Here is a 25,707-nt window from a genome sequence, read left to right as displayed (position 1 = left end):
GCTGTATTCGGTATGCGCTTAGTATTCCCAATTGTCATCGTTGCGGTTACCGCAGACCTTGGCATGATGCAAGTGATAGATTTGGCATTGAACGACCCTAAAGAATACTCAGCAAGACTAATGGCACACCATGCTGAAATCTCAGCATTTGGTGGTATTTTCTTATTGCTGGTTTTCTTAAACTTTATCTTTGATGATAAAGAAGTGCATTGGTTTGACTGGTTAGAGAGCCGTTTAGCAAAGCTTGGCAAAGTCGACGCCATGAGCGTATTTGTCGCCCTTATTGTCTTGATGATCGCGGTATCTTGGGCCAGTGCTGAGCAATCAAGTGCTGTCTTAATCGCTGGTGTTTGGGGTATCTTAGTTTACCTTGGTGTACAGGTCGTATCTGGCATGCTTGAAGGCGATCTCGAAGAAGACCTAGAAAACGAAGGAAATGGCGCAGCTGCGACTAGTGCTATCATGAAGGGCGGTATTATCGGTTTCTTATACTTAGAAGTTCTTGATGCTTCATTCAGTTTCGATGGTGTGATTGGCGCATTTGCAATCACCAATGACGTTATTGTAATTATGCTTGGTCTGGCGATTGGTGCGATGTTTGTGCGTTCGATGACTATTTTCTTGGTAGACAAAGGCACACTTGATGAGTTCATCTATCTAGAACATGGTGCGCATTATGCCATTGGTGCTTTGGCAATTATTATGCTGCTATCAGTGAAATTCCATGTACCAGAGATTATTACGGGTTTGATTGGCATTGCCTTTATCGGTTGGGCATTGCTTGCTTCACTTAAGCATCGCAAGCAACAAGCAAAGGCGATTACTTAGTGTTGATTTTAGCTTACGTTTAAACGCTACGTTCAAATTAAGAAAAAGCGCTTTGGTAGAAAATCGTAGTCATGACAGGTTATATCAAGCGATTGGTATGACCTGTTTTTTATACCTTTTTTACTTTATGAGTAATTCATATCATAAGGTTTTGTTTCATTGCTAGGTTCGAGATTACAACTTTAGTACCAACTTCAGTATCTAAGAAATTCATTTTTGATAACAATATCTTAACGATTGTTATCGGGACGGTTAGAAAGTATCAGATTTGCACAATTGCTATATCTGTTAGTAAACATAACATCAGCGCACAAAATACGCCTTGCTTAGTGAGCAAACGCTTAGTATAGTAAATCGTAATGATATGCAGGGCATGGCGTCCAGATAGATTTTTTCTAACGGCGTCTATATATCGACCACTGCACTATTTGAGTTCATTTTTTATCAATCAATCCACTTAATTATTAATCCAAAGGATATTTACATGGCTATTAGCTTAACAAAAGGCGGCAACGTAAACTTATCAAAAGAAGCGCCAGGTTTAACCAATATTACGGTCGGTCTAGGCTGGGATCCACGCGCTACTGACGGTCAAGAATTTGACTTAGATGCGATTGGCTTTTTGGTCAATGAAGCAGGTAAAGTACGTAACGATCAAGATTTTATCTTCTTTAACAACTTAAAGTCAGACAATGGCGCGGTTGAACATACAGGCGATAACCGTACTGGTGAAGGTGATGGCGATGATGAAAAAATCAAAATCAACCTTGCAAGCATTCCAGCTGACGTGAGCAAAGTTGCTATCTGTGCCATCATTTATGAAGGTCAAGCTCGTAACCAAAACTTCGGTCAAGTGGGCGACGCTTATATCCGTGTTTTGAACGACAATGGCGATGCTGAAATCGCTCGTTATGACCTATCAGAAGACGGTAGTACCGAAACAGCGATGATTTTTGGTGAGTTATATCGTCATAGCGGCGACTGGAAATTCCGCGCGGTTGGTCAAGGCTTTAGCGGTGGTCTTGGACCATTAGCGGCCTCTTATGGCGTCAACGTTTAATCGTCTCATTGACTTAATCGTGTCGCAAGCCAACTATCGTAAGTAACTATTTATTCACGAGCTACTTACGAGATCTATAAGCCATCAAGTGTGTTGTTTAAGACATTTGATGGCTTTAAATTTAAGTGGCTATGAATTTAATGTCTAAACGATATTGACAGAAGTTATTTGCTATATCCTCTACAGATGGACTCATAAAAATATTAGAACAAGGACTTTTGACCTATGGCTGCAACGTTTAGCTTAATTGGTACTATTGAACCTTTTTTACATTGTAATCTTAAAAAAGGTGACTCAATCTATTGCGAAGCCAACGCCATGGTGATGATGGAATCAAACCTTGAGCTAAAAGGTAAATTGCAAGGTGGACTGATGCAGTCATTGATGCGCCGTTTTGCTAACGATGAGTCACTTTTTCAACAGCAAATCGAAGCGGTAAACGGTGAAGGTGATTGTTTGCTGGCACCAACGCTCGATGGCGATATGCAAATCATTGATTGCGGCAAACATCAATATACCTTGAGCGATGGTGCTTTTGTCGCGGCGCAAATCGGTGTCGATATCAGAGCCAATATTCAACGTAATCTAGGTGGCGCAGTCTTTGGTGATACTGGCGGCTTTATGGTCATGCAGACACAAGGTCAAGGTCAGGTAGTGGTATCGGGTTTCGGTTCATTATTTGAGATTGATGTGACGCCAGATAAAGACGTCATCATCGATAATGGTCATGTGGTCTGCTGGGATTCAACGCTTGATTATAAGCTCTCTGTATCGACCAGTAAGAAAAAAGGCATTATGAGCAATATTATCAATTCAGTCACCAGTGGCGAAGGAATGGTACTCAACTTTTCAGGCTCAGGCAAAGTTATTATCTGCTCACGCAATCGTGACAGCTATCAAGGATGGCTACAAAGCATCTTGGGCACCAGTTCAGGTGGTCGTGGCGGCAATAGCGGATTACTTGGCAATATTTTATAGCAATTTCTCATACAACTATTATAAGGATTATCACATGGCAGTTAGTTTACAAAAGGGTCAAAAAATCTCCCTAAGCAAAGAAGCGGGCGGCGAGCTTACTCAAGTAAAATTGGGTTTAGGCTGGGACGTTGCCCAAGGTCCACAAGATAAAAAAGGTGGATTCTTAGGTAAATTATTCGGCGGCGGTAGTGGCGGCGATTCTATCGATTTAGATGCATCATGCATTATGTTCGATAGCAACAAACAGCCAGTTGATGCCATTTGGTTTAGCCAATTAAAATCGAAAGACGGCAGTATCGTGCATACTGGTGATAACCGCACCGGTGACGGCGATGGTGATGATGAAGTAATCAATGTTGATTTATCAAAAGTTCCAGCTAGCGTAGTATCCTTGGTATTTACCGTCAACAGCTTTACTGGTCAGACGTTTGAGACAGTAGAAAATGCGTTTTGCCGTATCATCAATGCCAATAACAATACTGAAGTAGCACGCTATAATCTGTCCTCACAAGGTACGCATACGGCGATGATTATGGCAAAAGTATATCGCCATAATAATGAGTGGAAGATGCATGCCATTGGTGAAACGGCGACTGGTCGCACTTTCCATGACTTAATGCCTGCTATCACCCCGCATGCTTAATATCCATAAGTGTCGTTTTTGAAATAATGTCCCGTTTTATCATTTGTAAAAATGATTCATAGAAAAACAGCCCATCTATTATTAGATAGGCTGTTTTTTTACGTGTGCTAACAATACCCTTAGAGCTATTACTTACTGCCACGTTTCCAGCTAAAGCCCCAATTAAAGGCTTTGTCCATCTCTTGATGTCCTTTGAAGTATTGGTTGATACGTTCAACGTTGATACTACCTTGCTGATTGACCAGACGCGCAATAGCGCACATCGGTAAGTTACCTGTACCTTCTGTCAAACGCGTTTCAATCGGTGGCTGGTCAGGTACGTGAATAGTCACTACCCCATCAGTTTGCGCCCAATTTGGTGCGCCTTCGTAAATGAAAGCAAAGATAAATACTTCTTCAATCTGTGACCACTGCTGACCATTGATATCGAGCCATTCACCGCCGCTTACCTGTCCTGTTCTATCATCGGCACGCAATAGAACGTATGGCGCTGACTGTAGGCTACCAAAACGACTTCCCAACGCTTGAATAAGCGTTTTTTCACCATTTTTCAGATGAATCATCGCACCAACATCGAGATCAATTCCATCAGCTTTATGCTGCTTAAATAAATCGCCAAGCAGCCCTTTTTTGGGTGCTTGCTTGCTGACATCTGGACGTTGGTTCCAGTCTAGGTTAACCGATATTTTGCCAAAATCATCACGTTTCTTGAGATTGATACTAGATTGATTTTTGGTTAAAGTAATTTTACTTAGGTTGATTGAAGGATTGGTAGAGCCAGCAGGAATCGGCGGTGGCGTAGTTGTCTGAGGCGCACTACTAGCTTTTTGCGTATTGATTGGTCGCTGCGTATTAATAGGCTGAGCTTGCCCTTGTGACTGATTTTGTACAGGACTTTGAGCTGGTGCTTCATCCGCAATCTCTACACCGAAATGCTCAGATAAAGGTTTTAAGCCACCTTCAAAACCTTGAGCGATAAATCGGAACTTCCAATTGCCCTGCCGACGATAACATTCCGCTAAGATGATGGCTTTTTCATTACGCCCAGCAGCAGATAATTGACAAGTCATCAACACTTGACTGCCTTGTAGTACTTGAATATCCACATCACCGACTTGAGCCAACGTCTGCGCACTAGAAAACGCTAACGCAATCTTTTCAATAGTTGCTGGCTGTGCAGGTAGATTGATATCAAAAAATCCATCACTGTCATGACCGCGAAAGCTCACGCTACCATCATCGCTACGCGTCTGCCCATAAAATATCATATCGCCATCGCCGCGTACTTTACCTTCAGTCGTCAGGCGATATGCAGCGCAATCGATGGCATTTTGGCTTAAAATACGAATGCTAATATTATCCGTTGGCAGCGGCGCGTTAGCACCTGCAATTAAAGCTTGAGGTTGACTCATCATTTATCCTTTACGTTATTTATTATTTACTTATATGAGTGAGGTTAACTATCGCCATATAGTAGCATGGATGGCATTACAACCTTAATCAGAACCAGCATCTTATAAAACATCATAAAAAAAGTAAAAATCCTTGATGCTATTTAATTGGAAACATTTATAACATCTAGCATTTGTATATAATAGAGCCCGTTATGTATAAATGCCATGTCTGAAATTGTTCGATCATATATTAAATTGCTAATCACTTTATGATGACGATATCGAGTGATCCACAACCCTATTATTTAAGAGAGTGCAAAGAGAATTATGGATAACCTTTTTAACAATAGTCATCATACAAAGTTAAGCGCTGCTTGGTTAGCTGAAGGTCAGTCAAGCCAGCGTGATATGTTAGCTAGCCTACAAACCCTAAAAGCTCAATCTAGCATGCCCTTTCATATCGTTGCCTCACATCGTCATAATAGGCCTGAGATTTTTGAATTTGCCGATAGCGTTTACCGCGAGCCTTCTATTAGCACCGCAGATAACAATGAGCAAGCAATGCTTGAAGCCGCTGAGCCATTGATGCCACGTTGGCAATTTGTGTTAGAACGAGCTCAGAAAAACAACGTGAAAGTGTTACTCACTGGACGCAATGGCATTGATTACGAAGCTCATCGCGAAAAATTTGCAGCAGCAGGTATCCGTTTATTGACAGGTGCGACCAGCGTTACAGCATTGGAATCCATCGATGATAAGTTTGCCTTTATGCAGCAGTGCCATGAGCATGATATCCCTGTCGCAGATGCATGGCGCTTTGATACTGTCGCAGAGCTTGAGACTTTACTTGCTAAACATGGTCATCAGCCATTATGTGTCAAACCAGTGACGGGTATTTTTGCCCAAGGATTTTGGCGCTTAGGTAAAATTAAAGAGACGGGTAAAGAAGAAGGTGAGCAATACGACAGTTTCGAGCATCTATACTTTACCGAAGAGAAGAAAATCAATACCGCACAATTTATCAATGCTTATACCAACAGTCTTATGGTGCATGAGCGCCCTATTCCCATGTTGCTGATGCCTTATTTATCAGGACAAGAATACTCTATCGATGTCGTCTGTGAATACGGCGAAGTGTTGGCTGCTATTACCCGTTATAAAACGGGGAAAATTCAGCATATTGGTTATGAGCAATCGGTCATGGATGTGGTCATTCCACTGATAAAAACGTTCGGCTGTGATGGCATCGTTAGTGTCCAGACTAAAGCGGATGATAATGGTCAGCATCGTGTGCTTGAGATTAATAGTCGCCCCTCTGGTGGTATTGATTACACCACTCATAGCGGTGTAGATCTAACTCAAGTTGGTTTTGCTTATTGGCTCGGTTTAAGTAAGAAGCCGAAACTGGCAGATATCGCACAGCAAATTACACCGTGCCAAGTACGTTCTATTATGGTGAGTGTAAAAATTGAAGAAGATACTGCTGAATAAGTGAAACTAACGATATAAAAAATTGAAAGACTGAAGGAATATGAATGCCAAATAAGCAACACAACACGACCATCACCTTACCTCGCGGTACGCTTGATCTGACCTATCAGACCAACGCTGCTAGTGGTAACAACGACCTTAAAAAAAGCAGCCATTATCAGCTAGAAGATTTGCTTGATTTTGCTCAACGTATCAATCCAAAACGGGCGTTTTTGTTTGTCTCAAAAGTGTTAGGTCGTCATATTCCGGTGGCACCAAGCATCATGCGTAATGCCTTTACTGATTTGGCAAACTTAGTACCTGATGATTTGCCTGAGCCAATTTTGGTCATCGGTATGGCAGAGACGGCGGTTGGCTTATCTGCCGGTGTGCACCAAGCGCTACAAACGCGCTATCCACAAGCGTTACTACTGAATTCTACTCGTCATGCCCAGCATGATGACAACAGTAGCGATTCTTTATTGACCACTTTTAGCGAAGACCACAGTCATGCCAGTCAGCATCTGATTTATCAAAGTGCCGATAAAATGACGAAAGCGCAACTACTTGCCAGTAAAACGCTAATTATGGTCGATGATGAAGCATCAACGGGTAATACTTGCGTTAATGTCGTCACAGCATTACGTGAAGCTGGGTTGACCCAACTAGAGCAAGTGCATCTCACAACCTTAGTTGATTGGTCACTAAATCAGAATCAAAGTGAGTCTGATGCTAACGCCGATGATACGATTGCCATTCGTCTGCCAAACATTGATTTTCACCGCCATCATTTACTATCTGGTGCTTGGAAATGGACTGATGCGCCCAACCCTGAGCCTATCATTATGCCATCGGTTGATACGACCGAAGCTGGTAGTCAATCTTTGGGCAATACCGGTAATTGGGGACGCTTTCCAACGCTAGATAGCACGAATGGCTTTGCTGATTATCTAGCAAGTTTCCAAACTGCATTTGCAAGTTTTGATGGCCAAAACGCATTTAATAACGCTCAATTGCCACAAAAAATATTGGTATTGGGCAGTAATGAATTTGTCTGGTTGCCATTTTTATTGGCGGAATGGCTTGAGCAACATACGAATTTAGATAACAGCAATAATACGGTGGATTTTAGTGCATTAACCCGCTCACCGATTGCACTTGGTAGCGGTATTGGCACGATGTTAAGCTTTCATGATAATTATGGCCTTGGTATGACCAATTTTGCTTATAACGTTGAGCCAAATGAGTGGGATTTGATTGTATTGTGTGTGGAAACGTCGGCTGATAGTGTGGATACCATGTGGAAAGGTTTGGATAATGTGTTGGTGGTGAGTCCTAAATAGACGTGCATTTAACATGCATATTACGAGCTACTGATAATGGATTGTCATAGCCGTAATATGAACATCTTTAGAATATTTATTATATCTTTCTAAAACAAAGTTTACTTATATATGCCTGTGATTTTACGGAGGTTAAATACCTCATTAATAACAAAAAAGATGTCCATAGCATAAAAAAATTCATATTTGCGCTGTAGATACCTTGCACAACCTCATATTTACCTATATATTCGGTCTATTCATTTGCTTATTCAGTGTCAACATATCAACTATTAGAAGACCAAACACTTGAGACATCCCAAAATGGTGTGTCTCAAATTCTGATAATTTGTCATGACCTGAAATAATTTGAATTGATAAATACTTTAAAAGGAATTAAAGGTTTATCGATTAGAGTTCGATATCAACGGCGTCTAACGTCGTTGTCGTGCTATCAATCGATAATTATCTAACGATTTATACAGGATGTAATCACAGTGCAAACTCCATTTTTCAAGCTCACCTTATTAGCAGCCTTAACGCTAGGCGTCAGCGCCTGTAGCGGCGACAATAAAACTGCGGATAAAACGGCAGATGCCGGTAGCGATGCCAAAGCCGCCAAGACCTTAATTTACTGTTCAGAAGGTAGCCCTGCTGGCTTTGACCCTGCGCAATATACGGCAGGTACTGACTTTGATGCCAGTGCTTATCCTATTTTTAATGGTATCGTACAGTTTAAACGTGGCGAAACCGAAATCGAGCCAGGCTTAGCCGAAAGCTGGGAAATCAGCGAAGATGGCAAAACCTATACACTCAATCTACGTAAAGGCGTCAAATTCGGCAAGACCGATTATTTCACCCCAACTCGTGACTTCAATGCTGATGACATTATCTTTACCATCGAACGTCTTACCGATACAGGCTTTGCTTTTAATAAAGACTATCCAGCTGAATTCCCATATTCAGTAGGTATGGGCTTACCTGATATTATCGACAAAGTAGAAAAAGTCGATGATTATACGGTCAAAATCACTCTGACTGAGACCAACGCGCCATTCCTACAAAACCTAGCAATGCCGTTCGCCTATGTGCATTCTGCAGAGTATGCTAAGCAGTTACAAGACGCTGGCAATGCAGCTGATCTAAATACCAAACCAGTCGGTACTGGACCTTTCGTCTTTACTTCGTATCAAAAAGATGCGCAGATTCGTTATACCAAAAATCCTGACTATTGGAACAAAGACAACATTCATATCGATAACCTCGTCTTTGTCATCACTAAAGACTCGGCTGTTCGCGCGCAGAAGGTACAAGCAGGCGAATGTAATGTCTCCGCTTATGCCAACCCATCTGAAGTTGATTCTGCCAAAAAATCTGGCAAAGCAAACGTACTGGATGATGCTGGATTTAACGTTGGTTACTTAGGCTATAACACTGAAAAACCAGACCTAAAAGATGTCAATGTTCGCCGCGCTCTTGATATGGCAATCAATAAAGACGCCATCATCAATGCGGTATATCAAGGTTCTGGTATCAAAGCAAGCAACCCAATGCCACCAACGCAGTGGGGCTATAACGATGAGATCAAAGATGCGCCTTACGATATCGAAAAAGCCAAAGCCCTACTGGCTGAAGCAGGTGCTAAAGATTTAGAAATCGACTTATGGTATATGCCCGTTCAGCGCCCTTATAACCCTAATGCCAAGCTAATGGCTGAAATGATTCAATCAGATTGGGCTAAAATTGGCGTTAAAGCCAAGCTTGTGACTTATGAGTGGGGCGAGTACCTAAAGCGTGCGGGTAAAGGCGAGCCTGAAGCGATCCTAGCCGGTTGGACAGGTGATAATGGAGATCCTGATAACTGGTTAGGTGTTCTATTATCTTGTGATGCGGTTAACGGTAACAACTACTCACGCTGGTGTAATAAAGACTTTGATAAGCTGGTCATGGATGCACGTGCAAATACCAACCAAGATGAGCGTATTACCAATTACAAGCAGGCTCAGGTTATCTTTAAAGACCAACTACCTTGGACGACAGTTGCTAACTCAGTCGTGACGGTATTAACGACCCCTAATGTAAAAGACTACAAAATTAGCCCACTCGGCTCCATTCGCTTTGATGGCGTTGATATTGAATAAGGATGTTAAATAGCCTTAGCTAATATCAGTGCTGCATTCGGTACTGGTATTAGATTCAATACCAGTACCTAACAAACCCTAGTGACGCCTTTTATTCTATAGTCATTGCTTTATATACGTTTGCGGCTGGTTCAGAGATTCTGTTCCAGCCGTATTTGTCTGAGCCTGAGCTATAGCTAGTAAAAGCCACTTCTATAAAAACGAGCCGAGCTATGCTACTTTATATTCTACGCCGGATTTTAATCTTAGTTCCCGTCTATATCGGCTTAACCCTATCGACTTTTATTCTTATTCGCCTCGTACCTGGCGATGCAGTTGAGATTATGATGGGAGAGCGCATGGTTGATCCTGAGCTACATGCACAGGCTTTAGCCCGCCTTGGTCTAGATAAACCGTTACCCGTACAATACTGGGATTATCTCACTGGGATACTGCAAGGTAACTTTGGTGAATCCTTTCGTACCCGCACACCGATATTGCAGGACTTCTTTGCCCATTTTGTACCGACATTAGAATTAGCGCTTTGCGCGATTACGATAGCTAGTATCGTTGGTATTAGTCTGGGTATTTTGGCTGCCTTACGCCGTGGTACTTGGCTAGACTATACCTTAATGTCTGGCGCACTTGCCGGCTACTCTATGCCGATCTACTTACTTGGTCCTATCCTAACGGGTATTTTCGCCCACTATCTAGGTCTACTACCGGTCTCTGGCGTTATCTCTGTCGCGCAGTTCCTAGACGTCAAACCTTTATACGGGTCTTGGCTACTAGGTTCTTTAAGCTCTGGTGAGCCCGGTGCCTTTTGGAACGTTGTCAAACATTTCATCTTGCCCTCGGTTGCCCTATCTACTATTCCTCTAGCTATGATTGCTCGTATGACACGCTCGGCGATGCTTGAAGTATTGGATGAAGATTATGTGCGTACTGCAAGAGCCAAAGGTCTGTCACCAAAACGTGTGATTTTAATTCACGTGATGCGTAATGCGCTCATTACCGTGGTTACTGTAGTGGGATTGCAGATGGCAACGTTACTAGCTGGCGCTATTATCACTGAGACTATCTTTAGTTGGCCGGGTGTCGGCAACTGGTTATTAGATGGTTTCTTTACGCGTGATTATCCTATTGTACAAAATGGTATTTTATTGGTCGCTACTGCTCTGATTCTGGTGAGCTTAATGATCGATATTTTATATGGATTTATTAATCCTAGAATTCGCCATTCTTCATAGTCTATTGTTAGGGTGAAGCCCATTTGATGCATTGTTATTGCATCGACAATTGCTATTTATAGTTTTTAATAATTACCCATAGTGCTCATAAAGATCTTGTATCCCTAAGTTTGTATTACTCAGCTTACAGAAGATAAGCGCATGCTAAGTCAGCTGAAACCATAAGCGACTTAGCCTAATAAAGTAAGCAAGCCAGTGGAGTAAAACAAGGTCTGATTCACTAAAGGAATATCCAATGAAGCCTTCTGTAGTTCCTTCTGACATTGCTCCGGTTGCGCCTAAGCCGCCGACTTCTTGGCAGCTGTTTTTATACACCTTTTGCCGAAATAAAGGCGCGGTACTGGGTTTTATAGTCTTGATGCTGATGGTCATCGTCGCAATCTTGGCCCCTACCATTGCCCCTTATGACCCTTATGAATTATTCACCGGTAAAGAGCAGTTGCCGCCCTCCTTCTTTAGTGGCGGTGATTCGATGTTCTTTTTGGGCACCGATGATGCCGGTCGTGATACGCTCTCGCGCGTCATGCACGGCGCACGTTATTCATTATTTATCGGTATCAGCGCCACTTCGATAGCGATGATTGTAGGCGTATCGTTAGGACTAAGCGCTGCCTTTTGGCCCAAGGTTTGGGGCAAAGCGGTCATGCTAGTAAATGATATCTTGATGTCTTATCCAAGCTTGCTGCTCGCCATTATCATTGCCGCTATTTTAGGGCCTTCGATGACCAATACTATCATTACCATTGCCTTGGTATGTACACCGCCTTTTATTAGGTTGACCCGCGCAACAGCAATGGTTGAGCTGCAACGTGAGTATTTTATTGCCTCACAAGTTATGGGTGCAGGTGTCTTAAGATTATTGTTTATCACGATATTACCCAACTGTATGGCGCCATTAATCGTCCAAGCGACAATGATTTTCTCTACTGCTATTTTGGAAGCCGGCGCGATTGGTTTCTTAGGTTTCGGTGTTCAACCCCCTGATGCTGAGTGGGGTGCGATGCTAGGTACTGCTCGCCAATATATCCAGAGCAATGTGTGGTTAGCGATTTGGCCCGGTGTAGCGATTTTCTTAGCCGCATTGTCCATCAATCTAACGGGTGACGGTCTGCGTGATGCCTTAGATCCAAAATTGAAGCAGGTATCTTAATGAACGATTCTCAAGTAAATAGACCGATAGCGAATGACCTTATCACAGATAACCCATTACTCCTCGATATTGAGCATCTATCCGTTACCTTTGGTGAGGGAGCACGAGCATTTCGTGCGGTCGATGATGTCTCTTTAAAAATAAAACAAGGAGAGGTCGTTGCGGTTGTTGGTGAATCTGGCTCAGGTAAATCAGTCACTATGATGGCGTTGATGGGATTACTACCCTCTTCTGCCACTGTCGTTGCTGATCGTCTTAACTTTGATGGCAAGAATCTCCTCACCATGCCAGCAAAACAAAAGCGCAAGATTATCGGTAAAGATATCTCGATGATATTTCAAAACGCCATGTCATGCCTGAATCCAAGCTTTACGGTCGAGATGCAAATGGGCGAGGTATTGACCACCCATCTTGGCTTGCGCGGAGCAGCAGTACGGCAGCGTCTTTTAGAATTATTAGAGCTGGTTGAGATGCCAGATGCTAAGAATCGCCTACGTGTCTATCCGCACCAACTTTCAGGTGGTATGAGTCAACGGGTCATGATTGCGATGGCACTGGCTTGCGAGCCGAAACTGCTTATCGCTGATGAGCCGACGACCGCTCTCGACGTTACCGTTCAGGCTCAAATCATGGATTTACTCAGTCGCCTGCAACGTGAAAAGCAAATGGCAATGGTGCTCATCACTCATGACTTGGGCTTAGTCGCACAAAACGCTCGTGATGTCGCTGTCATGTATGCCGGTCAAGTGGTCGAGACCAGTACAGTGCCAGAGATATTCCAAAAACCTGCGCACCCTTATACCGAAGCTCTACTACAGGCGATTCCTGAACTGGCTGTTGGACAAGATAGATTGAATAGCTTGCCAGGTGTGGTGCCTAGTCAATATGATAGACCGACAGGCTGCTTGCTTTCACCACGTTGTCCCTACAAAGAGCCGGCTTGTGACGTTCCGCCGCCTATTTTAAAAACTCCAAATGGCGAAGTCCGCTGTATTCACGCCACCCTTCCTGAACATCCTACTCGGACTACTCAAACCGCTACGATGGAGTCTGAAATATGAGTAATAAAATCGTCTTAAAGGCAGATAATTTACATAAACACTATCAGGTGTCTCTAGGCTTAGGAAAAGGTAAAGCATTCGTAAAAGCATTGAACGGCATCTCATTTGAGCTAGAAGCAGGGAAAACTCTCGCAGTCGTTGGTGAGTCAGGATGTGGCAAGTCTACTTTGGCGCGCCAGCTTACTTTGATAGAGGAACCTACCAGTGGCGAGCTATTTATTAACGATGAGGCAACTACGAGTTATAGTAGAAATGCGCTTAAAAACTTGCGTACTGAGATTCAGATGGTGTTCCAAAACCCTTATGGCAGTCTTAATCCACGTCATACTATTGGTTTTCAGCTCACAGAACCGTTAGACATTCATACCACGCTGAGCAAAGAAGAAAAACGCACCAAAGTCCATGCAATGATGAAGCACGTTGGTTTGCGTCCTGAGCATACAGGTCGCTATCCGCATATGTTTTCTGGCGGTCAGCGCCAACGTATTGCTCTTGCCCGTGCCATGATGCTCAACCCTAAAATTGTCGTCGCTGATGAGCCGACGTCAGCACTTGACGTCTCTATTCAGGCGCAAGTACTGAATCTATTTATGGATTTGCAAGACGAATATCATACTGCCTATGTCTTTATCTCGCACAACCTTTCTGTCGTACGCCACGTAGCAGATGACGTGATGGTCATGTATTTAGGCAAAGCCGTTGAGCACGGTGCTAAAGATGCTATTTATAATGATCCTAAACACCCTTATACCATCGCTTTACTCTCAGCAGCGCCCTCAGTGACGGGTCATAAAAAAGAGCTGACTCTACAAGGCGAATTACCTAGTCCGCTTAATCCGCCAAGTGGCTGCGCACTTCATAAACGCTGCCCCTATGCCAAACCAATATGTAGCGAAATTGAGCCTGAGCTGCGTGAATGGGAAGGACGATTAGTGTCTTGTCTAAGGTTAGAAGAAATATATGGATAGCACGATTAAATATATGTTTCTTATTCAAGATAATAGTATAAACATGGGACCTTGATTGTTGCTGAGTCTATAGTAGCTATCACAAGAAACCTAGTATTATCCTGCCGTCTGCATAATCACCCTTTAATAAACTTGGAAAGTTTGGTTACTCAATTTTCTGAGTTTATTATATTTATATGCTAACTCCAAATGAGTTACGTCCAATCCTCTTGCGATAATTCTGCACTTTTATTACCGATTTATTCTGACCTTTTTTATGATTATCGTTATACTGTCTGCATTTGGCTAAAGTCTGATAAATAGGTAATGCTCAGTTTTAAAAAACAGCGCTGCACCTCCCTTACATATTCGTATCCAAGCCATCTATAAACAGTCTTATCATCATTTTTATCTTTGGAAAACGTCATGACCTCCCCATTTTTCCAACCGAACTTAAATATTGTAAAACCTTATGCGCTAATGGATTTGGACGATACGCTCTTTCAAACTCAGCGTAAAATTGATTCATGGAAATTACCAACGACTGAGCCGGAAAATTTGGTTTGCGCTACCATCAATAAACAAGGTGAGCCGTTAAGCTTTATGAGTCAGCGCCAAGCGGTCTTTTTTAATTGGCTATTTGCCAGTACTGAATTGATAGCTGTCACAGCACGTGATCGTCAGGAAATTAAACGCGTCAAACTGCCCTTTAACAGCTGGCAAGTATTGACCCATGGCGCGGTCATTTTAGCGTCTGATGGTAAGCTACTAAGCACGTGGCAGCAGCATATGTATAATGTCCTTGCTCCATTACAAGATAAGCTCAGTCAGCTGACTGAGTGGGTGAATGGCTGCAATAACGTACATAACGACTTAAAGCTCACCCCACATAAAGATACTTTTATCGATAGTGAGCTAACCATTTATCTGGCGATCAAACACAGACAAAAAGACCATCAAGCATTGGCAGATTTAGCCACACAATTACCAACGCTCATACCAGATTTTGATGAGATTTTTTATGTGCATGTGAATGCTAATAATTTAGCAATATTGCCGCATGCTATTCATAAACGTCATGCGGTACAATTTTTATTGGAACAGCATTTGGATCATCAGCGCCCAAGCTTCGGTTTTGGTGACAGTCTGGCAGATCTGCCATTTCTGCAATTACTTGACTGGTACGGCATGCCCAATCATGGACAGCTACATGAGAAATTTGCAGCTAAATGATGAGCGCTACCTTTTATTAAATGATATTCTGCTATTAATCTATTATTAAACCGTCATCAAACGAGTACAACTATTTCTACTATGACTTCAATCCATTCTAATATTAAAACAGCCTATTTATCACAATATGGCTCAGGCAGCTATCTTGCTAGCGATGTCACTGTGCTGCTCAATATCGTTGATAAAGATGCCGTTGCTGATGTGCCTGTCAGTCAAAAAGAAGCACTGATTCAAAGTGGGCAGCGTCATTATTCTGATATGCTGACCTTGGAAGACGCGCCAAGTGCCATGCATGAGCAGCTATATATCGAGGCGTTAGAGCAGGGAAAAGTAAGAGCAGCGACTGATATTACCAACTTGGCCTATACGCTACAGCAAGTTTTTCAGCCAAACGTCAATAATGAGCGCCCGTTAATATTAGTCAGTCTTGTGCGTGCCGGTTTACCAATAGGTGTGCTGTTACAACGCGCATTAGCAACTGCCAATAGCAGCTACTCTCTACCAAGTGTGCATTATGGCGTCAGTATTATACGAGATCGTGGTCTTGATCCAGTTGCATTAAAAATTATATTAAATAATCATCCTCATAGCCCGATTGTATTTATCGATGGTTGGACGGGTAAAGGGGCGATTTATCAAGAACTGGCGCATAGTCTAAAAGCCTTTGCCGATCCTAACCACCCTAACTTTGCCAATATTTTCCATCAAGGTCAGGATGTTATACCGCTACTGACCCTTGCTGATCCGGCTGGTGTTGCTTGGCTGGCTGCTAGTATCGATGACTGGTTGATTCCGTCAGGTTTATTGAATAGTACTGTATCAGGGCTTATATCACGCAGTTTATATACTGAGCCAGAATTGGGGCTGCATCGCAGTGTCTTTTATGATAATTTGATCAGTGTAGATCATAGTCTGGCCTTTATTGATTGTATCGATGCGACAAGGCGTACATTAAACACGCCTTTGAAATGTTTGCCAACACATGAGCAACCTCGCTATCAAACGGCCAAATTAGTCGATAGCTTGGCTGCTGAGTATGGTATTAGCAACCGCAATCGCATTAAGCCGACCATTGCTGAGGCGACACGCGCGATACTACGCCGCGACCCTGAACGTATTTTGTTAGCGAGCGCTGAGCACCCCGACACTATATTATTAAGGCATTTATGTACACAGCGACATATCGCTATTAGCGTACTAGGTGATAAAATACTGCCTTATCAAGCGATTACCCTTATTAAGCAGCGTGCGACAGACGATTAATAACTCCTTATCTTTCTACCTAATCTTGAAACCATACTTTTAGACCCATTCATTTACCACTATTTACGATGCCCATTATGTCAGATATGCCAAAAAACGAGTCCCACCTTTATCAAAACACCCAGTCTTACGCGCATCTGATTACTGAGCGTCATGCTATGCTCAAGCCTAACATGCATCATCCGTATCAGTTGGGAGCGAGCTTATATATGCCAGCGACGCGCCAAGATATCTGGCAAGTGATCAAGCGTGATAAATTACCGACGATTAATAGTATTATCATCTGTCTAGAAGATGCGGTCAGCCACAATGATGTTGAGTTGGCACTTGAGCGCTTGCAGACGCTGCTGTATACGTGGGCGACGCACGTTGATAGTATCAATGAGCCGACACAGCAAGCTGAAACACAACAAACCAAGATACAGACTGAGCAGCCAACGCGTCCGTTGGTATTTGTACGTCCGCGCCATCCTGCCATGTTAGAGCAGTTATCGGGCTTTACCCATATTGATTTGATTGATGGTTTTGTGATGCCAAAAGTTGATATGTATAGTCTATCTAATTGGCGCATGGCATGCCAGAATCTTAGTACTGACATGCTATTAATGCCAACGCTTGAGACGGCAGCATTGTTTAATCCACATCATAATCAAGAGCTGGCGATTGGTTTCAAAGAAGCTTTTAGCCAGCCGGTATTTGCTTTGCGTATTGGTGGTAATGATTTATTTGCAGCACTGCGTTTGCGCCGTCCTAAGAATAGCCTTGTCTATGATACACCTGTTGGTACACTAGCCTACCAGCTGCTTGGCTGTTTTGTGCCACATGGCTTTTATCTGTCGGCGCCGGTGTTTGAGTATTTGGATGAGCCTACGTTATTTATGCAAGAGTTGACGCGTGATGTCAGCTTGGGCTTGGTCGGAAAAACCGTTATTCATCCAAGTCAAATTGCCTTGGTACAGCAAGCATACTGCGTACCGCTTAGCACTTTAGATGAGGCACAGGCGATATTACATAGCGAGGCAAAAGCGGTCTTTAAATATAACAATACTATGCTAGAGCCTGCTACCCATCGTGCTTGGGCAACCGAAATCGTCAATAGAGCTAACGTTTTTGGCACCATTAATGATGGCAATAACGACTATACAGCGCGCTTATAAGTTTTAAACACTCCTTTTAAAGCGTTAAAAAAGCCGTTATCAAATCCATGATAACGACTTTTTTGCTACATTTTTTGCGATAATAAACGCTGTCATATCAGGTATATAGATCCGCAATGAACACTATATAAAGTTTGCCAAAAACTTATTAATGGCTTTATTAACTTGCTCCGGCTCTTCAACCGTTGCCGTATGCCCCGCACCTTTAATCACCACCAGCTTAGAGCCTGCTATCGCAAAGTGCATGCGCTCAGCTTTTGCATACGGTGTTGCCACATCTTCATCGCCAACGATTATAAGCGTCGGCGTCTTTATGTCACTTAGCTGATCATACGTTGCAGAGCGCTCAATCACGCCAGTAGTTGCCTTGATGACCCCGCCCTTACGATTGCTTTGCAACATAGACAACCACTCTCTACGGTCAGCTTTACGCGATTTATCTGCTAAAAAACTGCTACCAAACATAATGGGCATTACTTTTTGGCTGACACGCTTCATGCCCAACCAACGAATGGCTTTAATCAGCTTGCGGTACTGTGGCACGTTTTTAGGATCTTCAGGATCAGCAGAGGTTTCAAGCAGCGTCAGTGATAGCAATAATTCAGGACGCTTTAACGCAATACGTTGGGCGACAAATCCACCCATTGATAGTCCTAAAAAATGACACTGCTGAATATCTAGCGCATCTAACAACGCCAGCGTATCTTCAGTTAAGGTTTCCATATCATAGCCAGATTTGGTAATTTCAGACTGACCTTGTCCCCGAAAATCAAACGCAATACAGCGATAACCCGCTTTAAAATACTCGACTTGCTTGTCAAACATACGCGTATTCCATAGCAAACCATGGGCGAATACCATGATGGGCTTTTGCTTATCGTTTGGTGCGCTGTCTTCATAATAAATATCGATATCATTGACATGAATCATTGGCATAACCACTTCCTTGTTAGTGTGATAAAAAATAAAACCTTTTGAAATCTGTCTTCTAGAATAATTCAACCCTCTTACAGATAGTAGCCTTATTTTTGAATGATAGGTTTTATACCTTTGGCAATAGTGATAGCAGTAAAAAATGTTATTCAAAACGTGCCTTAAGCGCGCACAAATCTCGCTTTTATAATAAGCTCAAACTGCTATAGTAATTAGTATTGCCCTATTTGTTTTACTTACTGCCGATATAGTTGATCCAATTTTAAAAGAGTACAACACTACTGAGATTAATTATTCGCAGCCTCTGTCTGCGCAGGCACAGAAAGCAAGAAAAATTAACCTCAGTAGTGCTTTATAATATGTATATTTCTTTTATTCAAACATGACTATACCAGTATTTTATTGCAATCATTATTTAGAACATCATCTTAAGGATATCCAAAATGTCACAAGCTCTCGTCGAATACCAAGCCGAAAACCATATCGCTACCATCACAATGAACGATCCTAAAACCTTGAACGCCTTTAGCACGGTACTCAAAGACGCCATGATGGCAGCATTGACCAAAGCCGATGAAGATGAGCAAGTACGAGTCATCGTTTTGCAGGGCGCTGGCAATAATTTTTCAAGTGGCGGGCATATCGGTGAGATGTTAGAAAACGGTATGGAAAGCGAGGCATTATCGGATAAGCTGAACTTTATGGTTGGTGAAGTCGCTGAGATTAGCTTAAAGCTGCGTAATATTCATAAGCCTATTATCGCCAAATTAGAAGGTGCCGTTGCTGGTGCTGGCATGAACTTGGCGCTGACTTGTGACTTTCGTATTGCCGCTGAAAATGCCAAATTTGTACAAGCTTTTGTCAATATTGGTCTGATTCCAGATGCTGGTGGTATTTACTTATTGAATCAATTGATTGGCGTTGCAAAAACGACTGAGATGGTCATGCTTGGTGATAAGCTCAAAGCGGAAGATATGGCATGCTTAAACTTGGTTAATGATGTGGTTACTAGCGACGAGCTGGATGCTAGGGTGCTGGCATTGGCAACGCGTCTGAGTAATCTACCCGGCAAAGCATTGGCATCGATGAAACACATGATTAATACTCATGCCTATATGGGTCTTAATGAAGCATTGGATATGGAAGTAGAACAACAAACGATGCTTGCTAAAACCGATGATTTTAAAGAAGGTATTACCGCATTTATGGAAAAACGTAAGCCGGTTTATCAGGGTAAATAGTACGCTGACGACATTGTTCTTTGCAATATCATTAAAAAGGCTGCCAAGGTGCAGCCTTTTTTTGAATAAATTATATAATTAATGAACAAAATCATTCCCATTGACCTCTTTATTTATCAAGAAGCGGAAGCACTTTTATATTGATGTGGTAAGGTAAATATTTTGTCAAAACCCAAGGTAAAGAAAAAAGTATAAACCAAGAAAAACAGCAGTAGCCCGGCTTCCATCATAAAGGCTTTGATAAAACCAACATCATACCAAATCATATATAGCGGTAGGCAAATCAAAACCAAGCCGCCTTCAAAACCTATCGCATGGGCACTACGTACCAATAACGTGCGCTGCGTCACCTGCTTGCGACGTTCCCAATTTTCAAACGCCGTATTATAAATAAAATTCCAAATCACCGCTGCCAATGAGACCATCACGGCAACTGGTAGAGATTCTGCGGCGCTGCTGTTACTCAACAGCATAAGAACCAAGGTAGATGAAATGATAGCAATGATTTCAAAGACAGTCACATAGACGATGCGACGTTTGAGTGGGGATAAAGTAATCAACCAAAACTCCAGAGCACTTGATTGCAAACAAAAAGTGCCTATCAAAGTATCGGTCCGTCCCGAGATAGAAAAGGATAAATAACATACAGAGCCACGGTTTCCGCCTGCTCCCATATTATACATAAGATAATAAGAGAAACCAGCCATTGCTCACAGCAAAAAACCCCGCATCATGACGATACGGGGTTTTTGAATATTTCAAAACATTTAAGATTTGACCAAAATTAGCTCAACTGAGCAACGTTAATCTTATCAGCTTCTTCAGTATAGTCTTCCATACGGTCGAAGTTCATGTATTGATACACTTCTTCGCCCATGCTATCAAGCATGCCAGCGTACTGCTGATACTCTTCATTGGTTGGTAATTTACCAAGTACCGCAGCAACAGAAGCCAATTCAGCTGATGCTAGATATACGTTAGCACCTTGACCTAAACGGTTCGGGAAGTTACGGGTAGAAGTCGAAACGGCTGTAGAATTCGGTGCAATACGTGCTTGGTTACCCATACATAATGAACAACCTGGCATCTCTGTACGAGCGCCGGCTTGTGCATAGATATTATAGTAACCTTCTTCCATCAATTGACGCGCATCCATTTTGGTTGGTGGCGCAATCCATAGACGAGTTTGCAAGCTACCTGCTGGGACATCTTTTAGCAATTTACCAGCAGCGCGGAAGTGACCAATGTTAGTCATACATGAACCAATGAATACTTCATCAATGGTGTCACCAGCGACATCAGCCAATGTTTTTGCATCATCTGGATCGTTCGGGCAGCAAAGAATCGGCTCTTTGATTTCAGACATATCGATAACCATATCGATGGTATATTCTGCATCTTCATCAGCACGCATCAGGCTTGGATTAGCCAACCACTCTTGCATACCTTCGATACGACGGCTAATCGTACGTGCATCGCCGTAACCTTCTGAGATCATCCATTTTAATAATGTGATGTTCGAAGTCAGATACTCGGCAACTGACTTTTCAGATAAAGTAATCGTACAACCAGCAGCACTACGCTCAGCTGAAGCATCAGACAATTCAAACGCTTGTTCAGCGGTTAAGTCTTCTAAACCTTCGATTTCAAGAATACGACCGTTAAACTCGTTGATTTTACCTTTCTTATCAACGGTTAACAGACCTTCTTTAATCGCTTGGTATGGGATTGCATGGACTAAGTCACGTAAGGTGATACCGGCTTGACGCTCACCGATGAAACGGACACGGACCGATTCAGGCATATCAAGTGGCATAACACCAGTCGCAGCAGCAAACGCTACTAGACCAGAACCCGCTGGAAATGAGATACCGATTGGGAAACGCGTATGCGAGTCACCACCAGTACCAACGGTATCCGGAAGTAGCATACGGTTCAACCACGAGTGAATAATACCATCACCTGGACGTAAGCTTACGCCGCCACGGTTCATGATAAAGTCAGGTAGTGTATGCTGAGTTTCGATGTCAACTGGCTTTGGATAAGCAGCCGTATGACAGAATGATTGCATCACCAAATCTGCTTGGAAACCTAGACAGGCTAAGTCTTTTAGCTCATCACGGGTCATCGGACCAGTGGTATCTTGACTACCAACCGTAGTGATTTTTGGTTCACAGTACATACCAGGACGAACGCCTGCTAGACCACAAGCTTTACCAACCATTTTTTGCGCTAGTGTAAAGCCTTTGCCGGTATCAACTGGCTCTTCTGGCTTAGCAAATACGTCTGAATGACCAAGACCCATATATTCACGAGCACGATTGGTCAGACCACGACCAACGATTAACGGAATACGACCACCAGCACGAACTTCATCAAGCAAAGTTGGCGAGTTTAGCTTGAAGGTTGACAGTACTTCATCAGAGTCATGCTTAGTGATTTTTCCATCATATGGATAGATATCAAAGACATCGCCCATGTTTAGGTTATCAACGGCTACTTTTTCGATTGGTAATGCGCCAGAATCTTCCATAGTATTAAAGAAGATAGGTGCAATATTATTACCTAGTACTAGACCGCCGCCACGTTTGTTTGGCACGTTAGGGATATCATCACCCATCAACCACAGTACTGAGTTGGTCGCAGATTTACGGCTAGAACCCGTACCTACCACGTCGCCAACATAGGCTAATGGATGACCTTTTTCTTTTAACGCTTCGATCTGTTTCATCGGACCGATAACGCCCTCTTCGTCAGCAGTAATGCCGTCGCGAGAGTTTTTATGCATGGCTAATGAATGTAATGGGATATCAGGACGGCTCCACGCATCTTGTGCAGGAGACAAATCATCGGTATTGGTTTCGCCAGTGATTTTAAATGTCGTGTAAGTCGTCTTTGCTGGTACAGCGTCACGGCTCAAGAACCACTCAGCGTCAGCCCAAGATTGAACGACTTCTTTAGCAATAGTATTGCCCGCTTCTGCTTTTTCGGTCACATCATTGAATGCGTCAAATACTAGCAAGGTTTTTTTCAACGCATCGGCAGCTTCTTGCGCGACTTCCGCATCATCAAGAGCAGCAACTAGCGGTTGAACGTTGTAACCACCTTGCATCGTACCCAAGATTTGAACCGCTTTTTTCTTACTTACTAGTGAAGAGGTCGCTTCACCCTTAAGGATCGCTGCCAAAAATGCCGCTTTAACGTAAGCAGCTTGGTCAACACCGGCAGGAATACGATTTTCGAGCAAGTCCATCAAGAACGCATCTTCGCCCGCTGGTGGATTCTTTAGTAGTTCAACCAACTCTGCTACTTGTTTTTCGTTCAGTGGTAGCGGAACCGTTCCTAGCTCAGCACGTTCTTCGACATGTTTACGATAAGCTTCTAACACAATAGTCGTCCTCGTCAGTTGGGAGTATTAGCACATTACGTGGGTAGTCAGCATGACCGCCTGCGTCTATATACTAGATGGAATAATTATCCGTGCAATCATAGCTTAAAACGCCCTAAATGTTAATGGCTCAGCCTTTAAAAGGCTCATAAAGCGGTCATAAAGGGGGCATATTGAACATTTATTATATAAATAGTGCCATAAATAATATGACTAATGGTGCCTATATCATAAATTCTAAATTTTTCATACTGAGGACCTATTGTGTTTTTTAACATTCACAATATATTGGTAGTAAATTGCGGTTGCAACTATCTATTCACTTAAAAAGATATACCGCTACTGTCTTAGTATCTCGTTATTGTTATACGTTGTTATTGTTAAATGGAATCAACTATATCTCGATTAACGGTTAAATAAAACCTACTCGACTGTTATAATGTTTGATAAGAATATACCGATTAAATGCAAAGGATTTAATCATAAAATCAAGGATGACAATGGCTAATAAAGAAAATGAAGATCGCAATACTACTCACAGTATGAGTCACAATGCCAATCAAGGCACCAGTCAAAACGCCAATTATGAAAACGGTCTAAAAGTTCGTACCGAGGTGATGGGTGCAGCACATGTCAAACGCTCACTTGAATCAGCAACGCCATTTACTCAGCCATTACAAGATTGGATTATTGAGCACGCTTGGGGCAGTACATGGCAAGATGACTCGGTACTACCGCGCAAATATCGCTCGCTTATCACGATTGGTTTTTTGATTGCACAAAAAAGTCCCGCTGAGCTAAAGGGACATATCCGAGGTGCCATCAATAATGGCGCCACTGTCGCTGAGATTCGAGAAGTCTTGATGCACAGCCTGCCTTATTGCGGCGCACCTGCCACTCAAGAAGCGTTTCGCGCTGCCATAGACGTACTAAATGACATGAACATTGATATCAATAAATGAAACTATGCTAAATCGCTTATTTATAGTAGCCTTGATAAACTGAATTTCATACGATTGCCTAAAAAACCTTGACCAAATATCTGCTATAATAGCTCTATTCATAAAGCATTCTAATAATTCCATAAACCCTTGTTCTATCAAGGGTTAAGAGAACATTCGATTATGACAAACGCCGTACAAACGCACACGCCTGCTGCCCGCGCAAAACCCAAAAAAGCCATCCAAGGCGAAAAACTCCGTGGCTACGATAAAGTTGCTCGTATCCCAATTAAAATTATCCCGACTGTCGAGGCTAAGAAAAAGCCAGATTGGATTCGGGTAAAACTGTCTTCACCTGCGGAAGTCGCACGTATCAAGTCCACCTTACGTGAACAGAAACTCTATACCGTTTGTGAAGAAGCTGCCTGCCCTAACCTTCCACAGTGCTTTGCCGATGGTACTGCTACCTTTATGATTATGGGTGATATCTGTACACGTCGATGCCCGTTCTGTGATGTCGGACATGGTCGTCCAAATGAGCTTGATAAAGATGAGCCGCGTCATACTGCCGAGACCATCCAAGGTTTAGGTCTTAAATATGCCGTCATTACCTCGGTTGACCGTGATGATTTAAAAGATGGCGGCGCGATGCATTTCGTTGAAGTATTGAATGAATCGCGTGCGCTGAGCCCAAATTGCTTGATCGAGATTTTGGTACCAGATTTCCGTGGTCGTATGGATATCGCATTGGACTTATTGACTGAAACGGCGCCTGATGTTTTTAACCACAATATCGAAACCGTGCCTCGTTTATATAAAGCTTTCCGTCCAGGTTCAGATTATCAGCATTCATTAGACTTGCTAAAGATTTATAAAGAACGTCGCCCTGATATTGCGACCAAATGCGGCTTTATGGTTGGACTTGGTGAAACTGAAGAAGAAATCTATAAGCTGCTTGATGATCTAAAGGCGCATAACGTCGATATGATTACCGTTGGTCAGTATTTACAACCTAGTAAAGACCATGCGCCAGTCGATCGCTATGTGCATCCAGATGAGTTCCAGCGTTATATGGACTATGGCAAAAAGATTGGCTTCTTTAATATTTGGGCAGGTCCTATGGTGCGCTCAAGCTATTTTGCTGATCGTCAGTACTATGGTGAAGATTGCCCAGCACCTATCCGTAGCAAAAAAGCATTAGCAGCAGAAGGGAAACTTGGCTGTTAAGTGAGAGTCGTCACTATATCAACGTAACGTGATGAGTCTTAAAATACAAAAAGGTCGAATAGCAGATATCTGCTATTCGACCTTTTCTATGCTTCTAACTT

The 25,707-nt window shown here is 42.7% G+C and carries 21 protein-coding genes; 17 read left to right on the top strand and 4 right to left on the bottom strand.

Annotated elements, in window-relative coordinates:
* From VLA57_RS11745 to VLA57_RS11730, 4 genes are all read left to right on the top strand, one after another.
* Positions 1-828, top strand: an 828-nt coding sequence (locus VLA57_RS11745; protein WP_333954998.1) for a DUF475 domain-containing protein, incomplete at its 5' end; no start/stop codon positions are given.
* Between the two features lie 484 nt (positions 829-1,312).
* Positions 1,313-1,888, top strand: a complete 576-nt coding sequence (locus tag VLA57_RS11740; protein ID WP_020443059.1) for a TerD family protein — start codon at positions 1,313-1,315, stop codon at positions 1,886-1,888.
* A gap of 225 nt (positions 1,889-2,113) precedes the next feature.
* Positions 2,114-2,866 (top strand): TIGR00266 family protein, encoded by a 753-nt coding sequence (locus VLA57_RS11735; RefSeq protein WP_133105161.1) that lies wholly within the window; start codon positions 2,114-2,116, stop codon positions 2,864-2,866.
* 34 nt (positions 2,867-2,900) lie between these two features.
* Complete coding sequence (locus VLA57_RS11730) at positions 2,901-3,509, top strand: TerD family protein (RefSeq protein WP_133105162.1); 609 nt, start codon at positions 2,901-2,903, stop codon at positions 3,507-3,509.
* Positions 3,510-3,637: 128 nt separating this feature from the next.
* On the opposite strand, the gene VLA57_RS11725 is transcribed toward VLA57_RS11730, so the two are convergent.
* Positions 3,638-4,921, bottom strand: a complete 1,284-nt coding sequence (locus VLA57_RS11725; protein ID WP_133105163.1) for a TerD family protein — start codon at positions 4,919-4,921, stop codon at positions 3,638-3,640.
* Positions 4,922-5,230: 309 nt separating this feature from the next.
* Between VLA57_RS11725 and VLA57_RS11720 the strand changes: the two genes are divergently transcribed.
* The 10 genes from VLA57_RS11720 to VLA57_RS11675 all read left to right on the top strand — a co-directional run bounded on the left by VLA57_RS11720 (position 5,231) and on the right by VLA57_RS11675 (position 17,876).
* On the top strand, positions 5,231-6,394 hold the full coding sequence (locus VLA57_RS11720; RefSeq protein ID WP_133105164.1) for an ATP-grasp domain-containing protein: 1,164 nt from the start codon (positions 5,231-5,233) through the stop codon (positions 6,392-6,394).
* Positions 6,395-6,438: 44 nt separating this feature from the next.
* Positions 6,439-7,716 carry a phosphoribosyltransferase domain-containing protein gene (locus VLA57_RS11715; protein WP_133105165.1) on the top strand — a complete coding sequence of 426 codons (1,278 nt, stop codon included), beginning with the start codon at positions 6,439-6,441 and terminating at the stop codon, positions 7,714-7,716.
* 476 nt (positions 7,717-8,192) lie between these two features.
* Positions 8,193-9,836: an ABC transporter substrate-binding protein gene (locus VLA57_RS11710; RefSeq protein WP_133105166.1), complete on the top strand. Its 1,644-nt coding sequence runs from the start codon at positions 8,193-8,195 to the stop codon at positions 9,834-9,836.
* 212 nt (positions 9,837-10,048) lie between these two features.
* The gene (locus VLA57_RS11705; protein ID WP_011513106.1) at positions 10,049-11,065 is read left to right on the top strand and encodes an ABC transporter permease; all 1,017 of its coding nucleotides are present in this window, start codon (positions 10,049-10,051) and stop codon (positions 11,063-11,065) included.
* 235 nt (positions 11,066-11,300) lie between these two features.
* A complete protein-coding gene (locus VLA57_RS11700) occupies positions 11,301-12,215 on the top strand; it encodes an ABC transporter permease (RefSeq protein WP_133105167.1) in 915 nt (304 codons plus the stop codon).
* Positions 12,215-13,276: an ABC transporter ATP-binding protein gene (locus VLA57_RS11695; RefSeq protein ID WP_133105168.1), complete on the top strand. Its 1,062-nt coding sequence runs from the start codon at positions 12,215-12,217 to the stop codon at positions 13,274-13,276. The genes VLA57_RS11700 and VLA57_RS11695 overlap by 1 nt, the downstream gene beginning before the upstream one ends.
* A complete protein-coding gene (locus VLA57_RS11690) occupies positions 13,273-14,244 on the top strand; it encodes a peptide ABC transporter ATP-binding protein (RefSeq protein WP_133105169.1) in 972 nt (323 codons plus the stop codon). Before VLA57_RS11695 ends, VLA57_RS11690 begins: the two co-directional genes overlap by 4 nt.
* Positions 14,245-14,649: 405 nt before the next feature.
* Positions 14,650-15,456 (top strand): hypothetical protein, encoded by an 807-nt coding sequence (locus VLA57_RS11685; RefSeq protein ID WP_133105170.1) that lies wholly within the window; start codon positions 14,650-14,652, stop codon positions 15,454-15,456.
* Between the two features lie 81 nt (positions 15,457-15,537).
* Positions 15,538-16,719 (top strand): cysteine protease StiP domain-containing protein, encoded by a 1,182-nt coding sequence (locus VLA57_RS11680; protein WP_133105171.1) that lies wholly within the window; start codon positions 15,538-15,540, stop codon positions 16,717-16,719.
* Positions 16,720-16,796: 77 nt separating this feature from the next.
* The gene (locus tag VLA57_RS11675) at positions 16,797-17,876 is read left to right on the top strand and encodes an HpcH/HpaI aldolase/citrate lyase family protein (RefSeq protein WP_020443048.1); all 1,080 of its coding nucleotides are present in this window, start codon (positions 16,797-16,799) and stop codon (positions 17,874-17,876) included.
* 123 nt (positions 17,877-17,999) lie between these two features.
* On the opposite strand, the gene VLA57_RS11670 is transcribed toward VLA57_RS11675, so the two are convergent.
* Entirely contained in the window at positions 18,000-18,812 is an 813-nt protein-coding gene (locus VLA57_RS11670) for an alpha/beta fold hydrolase (RefSeq protein WP_133105172.1), read from the bottom strand.
* A 440-nt stretch (positions 18,813-19,252) separates the two neighbouring features.
* Here VLA57_RS11670 and VLA57_RS11665 point away from each other — a divergent pair, with 440 nt between their 5' ends.
* Positions 19,253-20,050 carry an enoyl-CoA hydratase/isomerase family protein gene (locus tag VLA57_RS11665; RefSeq protein WP_133105173.1) on the top strand — a complete coding sequence of 266 codons (798 nt, stop codon included), beginning with the start codon at positions 19,253-19,255 and terminating at the stop codon, positions 20,048-20,050.
* A gap of 116 nt (positions 20,051-20,166) precedes the next feature.
* On the opposite strand, the gene VLA57_RS11660 is transcribed toward VLA57_RS11665, so the two are convergent.
* Complete coding sequence (locus VLA57_RS11660) at positions 20,167-20,610, bottom strand: PACE efflux transporter (protein ID WP_333954994.1); 444 nt, start codon at positions 20,608-20,610, stop codon at positions 20,167-20,169.
* Positions 20,611-20,834: 224 nt separating this feature from the next.
* On the bottom strand, positions 20,835-23,438 hold the full coding sequence (acnB, locus tag VLA57_RS11655) for a bifunctional aconitate hydratase 2/2-methylisocitrate dehydratase (protein WP_011513096.1): 2,604 nt from the start codon (positions 23,436-23,438) through the stop codon (positions 20,835-20,837).
* A gap of 542 nt (positions 23,439-23,980) precedes the next feature.
* On the opposite strand from acnB, the gene VLA57_RS11650 reads away from it, so the two are divergent.
* Positions 23,981-24,400, top strand: coding sequence for a carboxymuconolactone decarboxylase family protein (locus VLA57_RS11650; RefSeq protein ID WP_049751826.1), 420 nt, complete (start codon positions 23,981-23,983; stop codon positions 24,398-24,400).
* A gap of 162 nt (positions 24,401-24,562) precedes the next feature.
* Complete coding sequence (gene lipA, locus VLA57_RS11645) at positions 24,563-25,606, top strand: lipoyl synthase (protein WP_011513094.1); 1,044 nt, start codon at positions 24,563-24,565, stop codon at positions 25,604-25,606.
* Positions 25,607-25,707 lie beyond the last annotated feature (101 nt).

Origin of the sequence: Psychrobacter sp. S4(2024), from assembly GCF_036861305.1 — a bacterium.
GTDB classification, from domain to species: domain Bacteria; phylum Pseudomonadota; class Gammaproteobacteria; order Pseudomonadales; family Moraxellaceae; genus Psychrobacter; species Psychrobacter cryohalolentis.
Note: the sequence above shows the minus strand (reverse complement) of the source record. Positions and strands in the feature narration are given on the sequence as shown.

Bases quoted from the DNA above. Each gene is read 5' to 3' on its own strand.
- VLA57_RS11740 (WP_020443059.1), top strand. From the start codon at position 1,313: ATGGCTATTAGCTTAACAAAAGGCGGCAACGTAAACTTATCAAAAGAA.
- VLA57_RS11735 (WP_133105161.1), top strand. From the start codon at position 2,114: ATGGCTGCAACGTTTAGCTTAATTGGTACTATTGAACCTTTTTTACAT.
- VLA57_RS11730 (WP_133105162.1), top strand. From the start codon at position 2,901: ATGGCAGTTAGTTTACAAAAGGGTCAAAAAATCTCCCTAAGCAAAGAA.
- VLA57_RS11725 (WP_133105163.1), bottom strand. From the start codon at position 4,921: ATGAGTCAACCTCAAGCTTTAATTGCAGGTGCTAACGCGCCGCTGCCA.
- VLA57_RS11720 (WP_133105164.1), top strand. From the start codon at position 5,231: ATGGATAACCTTTTTAACAATAGTCATCATACAAAGTTAAGCGCTGCT.
- VLA57_RS11715 (WP_133105165.1), top strand. From the start codon at position 6,439: ATGCCAAATAAGCAACACAACACGACCATCACCTTACCTCGCGGTACG.
- VLA57_RS11705 (WP_011513106.1), top strand. From the start codon at position 10,049: ATGCTACTTTATATTCTACGCCGGATTTTAATCTTAGTTCCCGTCTAT.
- VLA57_RS11700 (WP_133105167.1), top strand. From the start codon at position 11,301: ATGAAGCCTTCTGTAGTTCCTTCTGACATTGCTCCGGTTGCGCCTAAG.
- VLA57_RS11695 (WP_133105168.1), top strand. From the start codon at position 12,215: ATGAACGATTCTCAAGTAAATAGACCGATAGCGAATGACCTTATCACA.
- VLA57_RS11690 (WP_133105169.1), top strand. From the start codon at position 13,273: ATGAGTAATAAAATCGTCTTAAAGGCAGATAATTTACATAAACACTAT.
- VLA57_RS11685 (WP_133105170.1), top strand. From the start codon at position 14,650: ATGACCTCCCCATTTTTCCAACCGAACTTAAATATTGTAAAACCTTAT.
- VLA57_RS11680 (WP_133105171.1), top strand. From the start codon at position 15,538: ATGACTTCAATCCATTCTAATATTAAAACAGCCTATTTATCACAATAT.
- VLA57_RS11675 (WP_020443048.1), top strand. From the start codon at position 16,797: ATGTCAGATATGCCAAAAAACGAGTCCCACCTTTATCAAAACACCCAG.
- VLA57_RS11670 (WP_133105172.1), bottom strand. From the start codon at position 18,812: ATGCCAATGATTCATGTCAATGATATCGATATTTATTATGAAGACAGC.
- VLA57_RS11665 (WP_133105173.1), top strand. From the start codon at position 19,253: ATGTCACAAGCTCTCGTCGAATACCAAGCCGAAAACCATATCGCTACC.
- VLA57_RS11650 (WP_049751826.1), top strand. From the start codon at position 23,981: ATGAGTCACAATGCCAATCAAGGCACCAGTCAAAACGCCAATTATGAA.
- lipA (WP_011513094.1), top strand. From the start codon at position 24,563: ATGACAAACGCCGTACAAACGCACACGCCTGCTGCCCGCGCAAAACCC.